9 protein-coding genes and 1 riboswitch are annotated in these 7,121 nt (G+C 40.2%); all 9 genes read right to left on the bottom strand.

Going from position 1 to position 7,121, the window contains the following annotated elements; translation table 11 throughout:
• Positions 1 to 350 (bottom strand): precorrin-2 dehydrogenase/sirohydrochlorin ferrochelatase family protein (locus AC1DVK_RS25945; RefSeq protein WP_477627727.1); only part of this gene is annotated, 350 nt, incomplete at its 3' end.
• Positions 331 to 1,092: a sirohydrochlorin chelatase gene (locus tag AC1DVK_RS25940; RefSeq protein WP_061463376.1), complete on the bottom strand. Its 762-nt coding sequence runs from the start codon at positions 1,090 to 1,092 to the stop codon at positions 331 to 333. The genes AC1DVK_RS25940 and AC1DVK_RS25945, both read right to left, overlap by 20 nt.
• Positions 1,092 to 1,868 (bottom strand): uroporphyrinogen-III C-methyltransferase, encoded by a 777-nt coding sequence (cobA, locus tag AC1DVK_RS25935; RefSeq protein ID WP_410863906.1) that lies wholly within the window; start codon positions 1,866 to 1,868, stop codon positions 1,092 to 1,094. The genes AC1DVK_RS25940 and cobA overlap by 1 nt, the downstream gene beginning before the upstream one ends.
• 19 nt (positions 1,869 to 1,887) lie before the next feature.
• The gene (locus AC1DVK_RS25930; protein WP_061463378.1) at positions 1,888 to 2,103 is read right to left on the bottom strand and encodes a DUF3906 family protein; all 216 of its coding nucleotides are present in this window, start codon (positions 2,101 to 2,103) and stop codon (positions 1,888 to 1,890) included.
• 20 nt (positions 2,104 to 2,123) lie between these two features.
• Positions 2,124 to 3,749: a nitrite/sulfite reductase gene (locus tag AC1DVK_RS25925; RefSeq protein ID WP_477627726.1), complete on the bottom strand. Its 1,626-nt coding sequence runs from the start codon at positions 3,747 to 3,749 to the stop codon at positions 2,124 to 2,126.
• 16 nt (positions 3,750 to 3,765) lie between these two features.
• On the bottom strand, positions 3,766 to 4,365 hold the full coding sequence (gene cysC / locus AC1DVK_RS25920; protein ID WP_061463380.1) for an adenylyl-sulfate kinase: 600 nt from the start codon (positions 4,363 to 4,365) through the stop codon (positions 3,766 to 3,768).
• Positions 4,366 to 4,407: 42 nt separating this feature from the next.
• The gene (gene sat, locus AC1DVK_RS25915) at positions 4,408 to 5,556 is read right to left on the bottom strand and encodes a sulfate adenylyltransferase (RefSeq protein ID WP_477627725.1); all 1,149 of its coding nucleotides are present in this window, start codon (positions 5,554 to 5,556) and stop codon (positions 4,408 to 4,410) included.
• Positions 5,557 to 5,586: 30 nt separating this feature from the next.
• Entirely contained in the window at positions 5,587 to 6,291 is a 705-nt protein-coding gene (locus AC1DVK_RS25910) for a phosphoadenylyl-sulfate reductase (RefSeq protein WP_410863916.1), read from the bottom strand.
• A gap of 186 nt (positions 6,292 to 6,477) precedes the next feature.
• Positions 6,478 to 6,594, bottom strand: a complete 117-nt coding sequence (locus AC1DVK_RS25905) for a YezD family protein (RefSeq protein WP_375166291.1) — start codon at positions 6,592 to 6,594, stop codon at positions 6,478 to 6,480.
• Between the two features lie 199 nt (positions 6,595 to 6,793).
• A riboswitch (SAM riboswitch) is annotated at positions 6,794 to 6,900 on the bottom strand.
• Positions 6,901 to 7,121 lie beyond the last annotated feature (221 nt).

Genomic DNA, 7,121 nt, shown 5'->3' with positions numbered 1-7,121 from the left:
CCTCTATTCAATGTAGCCGGAATATGAAAATTACCCAGCTCATGATTACTAATTACGTTTACTAACTGACTTTGGGATGTATTCTCATAAACTCGTTCATTAACTAATGTAGAGTTTGTTGCAACTATGATTAAAAAGGCATCTTTATAGTCGGTTTCTTCCACTTCTTTTAGTAAAACTCGAACCTTGCCTTCTTTTTCCAATAGTTGAAATCCCTCGCATATCTCAGGGCTTACGACGGTCACTTCAGCACCAGCTTCCAACAAGGGGCCGGCTTTAAAGTAACCTATTTTTCCACCGCCGATAATGACACACTTCTTGTTCGCGATATTAAGCGTAATTGGATACATAAGCTCCCTCTCCACTCACTTCATGAATTCGTTCTGATATTGCATGTTCAATCTTTGGATGATAACCTAAGTAACGGCAAAGTATGATTTTTTGCCTTCCCTTTTTTTGGATCTTTCTCAGCCTATTTTCGATTGACTTCATTAAGATACCAGTAAACAATAGGTAAGGAATGATAAAAACTTGGTTTGGTCGGGATTCCTCAGCAAAATCCAATGCTTCTTCAAAGCTTGGTGTGGCAGCTGTCAAATAACATTCCTGGACCCGGCTTTTTGGAAACCTGTTCCTAAGCAAATCCGCTATTCGGCCTAAATCCCTTTTCACATCGGGATCACTGCTGCCCCTTCCGACCAATAAAACCAAAGAATCCTCAGTAACCCGCTCTTTTGTTTCTTCCAACCGTTCCACTAAAATGTCAACCATTTTATCACTGACACCAATCGGTCTCCCGTATCTCAAGTCAACTGCAGGGAACCGTTTTTTCATTTTGTTCAATATGACTGGTATATCATATTTTGCATGTACAGCAGTCAGCAATAGAACGGGAATAGCGATGATTTTCGTCGCTCCTTTTTGTACACACCGTTCGTAGGCGTCTTCTATCGTTGGAGTTTCCAATTCTAAGAAGCAATACTCCTGAATGGAATTTGGCTGTGCTGCCATACAAACTTTAATAAAGTCAATGGCTTGGGCTGAAGCTTCTTTAACGCGGCTTCCATGGCAAATGTATAAAATGGCTTCCATTAAAATGCCTCATTTGCCAACAAATTTTCGGCTTGTTTTGCTTCAAACCATTTAATTTTTTCACGCAAATTAACGACATCGCCCACGACTATCATGCAAGGGTTCGAAATCTGTTCGTTTTTGGCCGTATCCACTACATTAGCCAAGGTACTGACAGCTGTCCTTTGTGTTTTTAAAGTCCCCCAATGGATGAGGGCTACCGGAGTCTCTGGACTTTTTCCATGCTCCATAAGTTTTCCTTGAATATATGGCAGGTTTTTAACACCCATGTAAATGGCTAATGTATCGATTCCTTTTGCAAGGGCTTCCCACTTGATATTATCCTCTTCATCCTTTTTCCGATGACCGGTGACGAACGCGAAAGATGAAGCGTGGTCCCTATGTGTAACTGGAATTCCTGCATAGGCTGTAGCGGCAATTCCAGCTGTAATTCCTGGTACAATTTCAAAGCTCACTCCACTTGTGGCAAGGGCTTCCGCTTCCTCTCCGCCTCTACCGAAGACGAATGGATCGCCACCTTTCAATCGGGTGACGACTTTTCCCTTTTTTGCATATTTGATCAGGAAACGATTGATAGTATCTTGCTGCAATAAATGGTAATCCGGAAGTTTACCGCAATTAATCAACTCTACATCGGCTTTTGCATAATTTAATAGATCTTTATTGACAAGTCGATCATATAAAATGACATCAGCTTCTTGAATGCATTTTAATCCTTTTAATGTAATTAAATCTGGATCTCCGGGACCGGCTCCTACTAGATATACTTTCCCCATTTATGCAACCTGCCTTCCCTTAGAGAATCGTTTCGAATTCCGATAAAATGAAACCAGCTCCATTTTTAATTTTCTTTTTTTCGTATAATGAGATGTCGTCCACCTCAGGCATTTTCAAATAATGCTTTTCCAGCTCGATATCAACAAGTTCAAACGCCTTTTCATCTGAATCGGCAACAATGATGACATGGATTGGCTCTTCCTTGATAGTGACTTCAAATCTGTATAGATTCATGAATTGCTTACCTTCCCCTATTAAACGGCCACTTCGGCCATTATATCATCAAGCTTACTTTGTAACTCTGCTATTCCTACCCTTTCCACAAAATCAAGGAAGGTTTCGGATAGAAGCTTTGTTTCTTTGAAAAATAGGATCAGTTCTTTCAGAACATGATAGAGCTGTTCAGCTTCCACTTTTCCTTTAAGTTTTTCATTGAACTTCCCGCCTTCATTCAGCGTTCCTCCGACGTATATCTCAAAAGCTTCGACCATCTTTTTGTCCTGATTTTTCATTTTTATGCCTTGAAGCCCTATTTCGGCGATTGCTCTTTGACCGCAATTATTCGGACAACCGACCATATGCATCCTTACAGGCACATCGAGATCTATTTCCTTGTCCAGTGTTTCAGAAATGGTCCTCATTCGTTTTTTTGTTTCAACGAGTGCCAGGTTACAATACTCGATGCCTGTACAAGAAACGGAATAACCAATGAATTTTTTTGGTTGATATGGAAATCTTTCAAAGATGGATTCCTGTTTTAATTCCTCAAGTTTTGCATCCGGCACATTTGGAATGATTAAATTTTGAGAATTACAGTTGCGGATTTCACCATTTCCATATTTCTTCGCAAGTTCGGCAAACTCGATCACTTCGTCTGGATTTAGACGACCAACTGGTATATTGACCCCAACATAGTTCAGACCATCTTGTTTTTGTTTATGGATGCCATAGAAATAACCTGCATTCCATCCCTTCACTGCACTTTCTCCCTTTTCAGGAAGCGGCCCCGTGTATTCCAGCAATTTTTCCTTGAATTGTTCAGGACCCCAGTCAGCCAAAAGGAATTTCAATCGGGAGCGATGACGCTTTTCACGGTAGCCAAAGTCACGGAATATGGTCGTGATGGCTGCTGCTACTTCGACTGTTTTTTCAGGTAAAATGAATAAGTCAAGTTCTTCTGCCAGCATCGGAACGGAGGAAAGCCCCMCGCCCACTTTTACGTGAAAGCCAACTTCCATTACTCCATCAATTTCTTTTGTAGCTGGATTGAATGAAACACAGTTGATTTCAGCATTCGAAGCATTATGGATATTAGCACTAATGGACATTTTATATTTCCTTGGAAGGTTCGAATAGTCTTCGTTAAGGCGGAAATACTCAAATACATCATTAAGGACTTCACGTGTATCAAAAATTTCGTCAGGGTCGATGCCAGCTAATGCATTCCCGATGATATTACGTGTGATATCACCGCATGCACCGGCCGTAGTCAGTCCAACCTGTTCTAAACGGCTTAAGATATCCGGGACTTGTTCGATGGTCAACCAGTGAAATTGAATGGCTTGACGGGTTGTAATATCATATACATCCCTCCCATAATCTTTAGCGATGTTAGCTAGTGCCATTTGTTGATCATAAGTCAGGATACCTCCGGGAATAACGACACGCATCATCCAGTAACCAGCTTCTTTTGGYCGTTGCAGGTATAGGCCTGCCCATTTGAACATATCCCAATTCTCTTTAGGGATGGAATCAAAACCATTTGCAGCGTAATGTGGAATATCATCGAATATCTTCAATCCGTCTTTTTCCAATTTCCAGATTTCCGTTTTATTTTTAGCGATTAGTGGATTTTCCGACCAAAATTTCTCGTAAACCATTACATTTCCTCCTTGATTAGATCGCTTTCTTTGCTGTCAAATAGCCGATTACCTGTTCAACGCATTCTTCAATGCTGTATTGGTCGGATTCTAAAATGATTTCCGGTTGTTCAGGTTCTTCGTATGGAGAGTCGATTCCGGTAAAGTCTTTAATGATTCCCTTACGCGCCTTGTCATACAGACCTTTTGGATCACGCACTTCGCACTCTTCGATCGGACATTTTATGTATACTTCAATAAACTCGCCTTCTTCGAGTAAATCACGTACAATCTGCCGATCAGCTCTAAAAGGTGATATGAAGGCGGTCAATACGAACTGCCCACTATCCACGAAGAGCTTGGAAACCTCACCTATCCGCCTGATATTCTCGGTTCGATCCTCTTCAGAAAAACCTAAATCTTTATTTAAACCATGGCGGATATTATCACCATCCAAAACATAACTTCGAATATTCCGATTATATAACTCTTTAGCGACTGCGTTAGCAATCGTTGATTTTCCGGAACCCGAGAGTCCTGTAAACCAAAGAACTGTGCTTTCATGCCCGTTCTGCTTCCGGCGGAGCTCCTTGGTCAATGACGTTTCATGCCAAGTGACATTCGTACTTTTACTCATATAATAATCCCCCTCATCATGTGATCCTTCAATTTATGTCAATCAGTTATAAACTTCATTCTTTTTTAGACCTTCGATCAACACCTCGATGACTTCTTTACGGCTAAAGGTAGTAGGAGGAATTTCTCCATTTCGCAACATTTCCCTTACCTTCGTTCCGGACAGGATGACATGGTCTTCCTTTCCATGCGGACAAGTTTTAGCTGAAGCCATATTGCCACATGCTTTACAGTAAAAACTATGTTCAAAGAATAATAGTGTGATCCCTAATTCATCCGCGTTAAAATTCCCAAAGATTTTTTGAGCATCATATGTGCCGTAATAATCGCCCACACCCGCATGATCACGTCCGACGATAAAATGGGTGCAACCATAATTTTTACGGACCATCGCATGGAAAATGGCTTCTCTTGGTCCTGCATACCGCATGGCAGCAGGGAAAACGGCAAGAGAGACACGATCCTTGGGATAATATTTATCAAGCAGCACTTTATAGCTCTCCATTCGTACATCTGCCGGAATGTCATCGGATTTAGTGGCCCCTACAAGAGGGTTTAAGAATAAGCCATCGACAATCTCCAAAGCTGTCTTTTGAATGTATTCATGCGCACGGTGAACAGGGTTCCTCGTTTGGAATCCGACAACGGTTTCCCAGCCTTTTTCAGCAAAGGCTTTCCTTGTCTCAACTGGGTCCAAATAATGGGCTTGAAATAGCGGACGCTCTATTCTCTTGACTAACTTTATTTCTCCGCCGACATATACATCCCCGCGGTTATATAAATTTCTCACTCCAGGATGCTCCCCATCATCCGTTTGATATACTAAAGTCGCTTCCAATTGTTTATCGGGAGTGAAAATATCAGAAACGGAGAGGACCCCATATGTTTCACCCTCATGAGTCAGCTTCACTTCTTCACCTATAATAAGAGATTCTGCAGCTTTTTCAGTCAAAGGCAGCGTAATCGGGATGCTCCAAACATGGCCGCTGCTAAGTCTCATATCCTTGACAACTGTCTCATAATCACTTTTCGTAAAGAATCCTTTAATCGGACTGTAGGCACCAGTGCCTATCAATTCAAGGTCACTTAATGCTATTTCATCAATTTCGATTGACTTTGTTATTTTACTAAAATCATATTTTGGTTCCCAAAGATCGATTAATGTTCCTCCGTGCGGTAGACTGATTGTCATGCTAATTTCCCCCTATGGTTTCTATTTATTTTAAGATAAATGCAATCCGCATTCTGTTTTTTGCGCACCTTGCCAACGGCCTGAGCGTAAGTCATCGGCATTGATGGCAGGTGCCGTACACGTTTTACAGCCAATGCTCGGATATCCATTATCATGCAGGATATTATACGGAAGTCCATTTTTGTGGGCGTAACGCCAAACATCTTTCCATGTCCAATGAATGAGTGGACATATTTTAATCGATTTGAACTTATTATCCTTGTTGATATACTCGGTCAGCGCCCTTGTTTCGGATTGCTCCCTCCGCAGTCCAGAAAGCCAGGCTGTTGCCGTTGAAAGCACATCAGTAAGCGGAGTGATTTTCCGGATGTTACAACACTTATTGGAATCACTAACCCATAATTCATCTCCATATTCCGCTGCTTGTTCCTCAAGCGTCAAGGCAGGTTTCTTCATTTCGATCGAAAGCCTTGGATATCTCTTTTTCACTTGATCGATCAGTTGGTAAGTTTCCTCGAAATGTACATCTGTATCCAGGAAAACAATTTTTGCCGATGGGTTGACCTTCGCCAATAAATCCGTAAGCACGATGCCTTCAATACCAAAACTACAGGCATAAATGAGTTTGTTTCCATATTGTTCATTCGCCCATTGCAGAACTTCCAAAGCACCTTTTGTCTCACTATCTTCAGGAAATGCAGGTAAATCCCCGGTGTTGAAATTTTCATAATTTATTAATGCAGCCAACTTTATTACCCCCTCTAAGAACTTGCTCTATGTTTCACAGGTTAGAGTAACTGTAGATCAATTCCCGTTGTAATCTTCTCGAGTTATACGATCCTAGGAAAAAGAGACGAATCTAACCAATACTCTCTTTATATCAGTTAAACCCGCCTCTAGTTTTTCTAGTCAGCAGATACCTTATTTAATTCTTAGTTTTTCATTTCTTTCCATTTGAATGATTTTACCATCTTGGACAATAAGTGTAATGGATCCATATTTCATTGAATTAAGCATTTCTTGAAGTCGTTCAAATATTTCTGCAAGCTGATTCTCTTTATCCAAACCTGTTCCCCCTTTAAGGAATTCCGGAATATCTTATTTTTAGAGGCTGATTAAACGAATTTCTTAAATTTATATAATTCCTAACAACCTTACATTGCTATGGTTTGCCAATAATTTTTTCGAAAAACAAAAATCTTTCCATGATGGAAAGATTCCAAGGTAAATATTCATTACCTTATCTTCCAAAATGATCAACATTTTGTTGGATGTAGCACCTTGCATATCATGCAGGTTGCTGGACTTCAAAGGGCCAATTCCCTCCGTCGCTCTGGATAAGTTTTATTATTTTAAATATTAACATAAATTTAATCCTTGTCAATGGAGTTTTCTTATAAATTAACTTGGTTTAATATACTGGATGAACTGTTATTTTTATACACACTATTCCATTAATGATTTTATGTTCATTTAAATACGAAAATAGACTCATTTTTTTAGTTAAAGTCTCCAAAAAAATGCGCCTATTTTCATTAATTAGCCTATTATTGACGTCTGGCATT

It is taken from the genome of Peribacillus sp. P4_B1, from assembly GCF_056402395.1.
The sequence above is the reverse complement of the archived record's forward strand: the minus strand, read 5'-3'. Positions and strand labels throughout refer to the sequence as shown.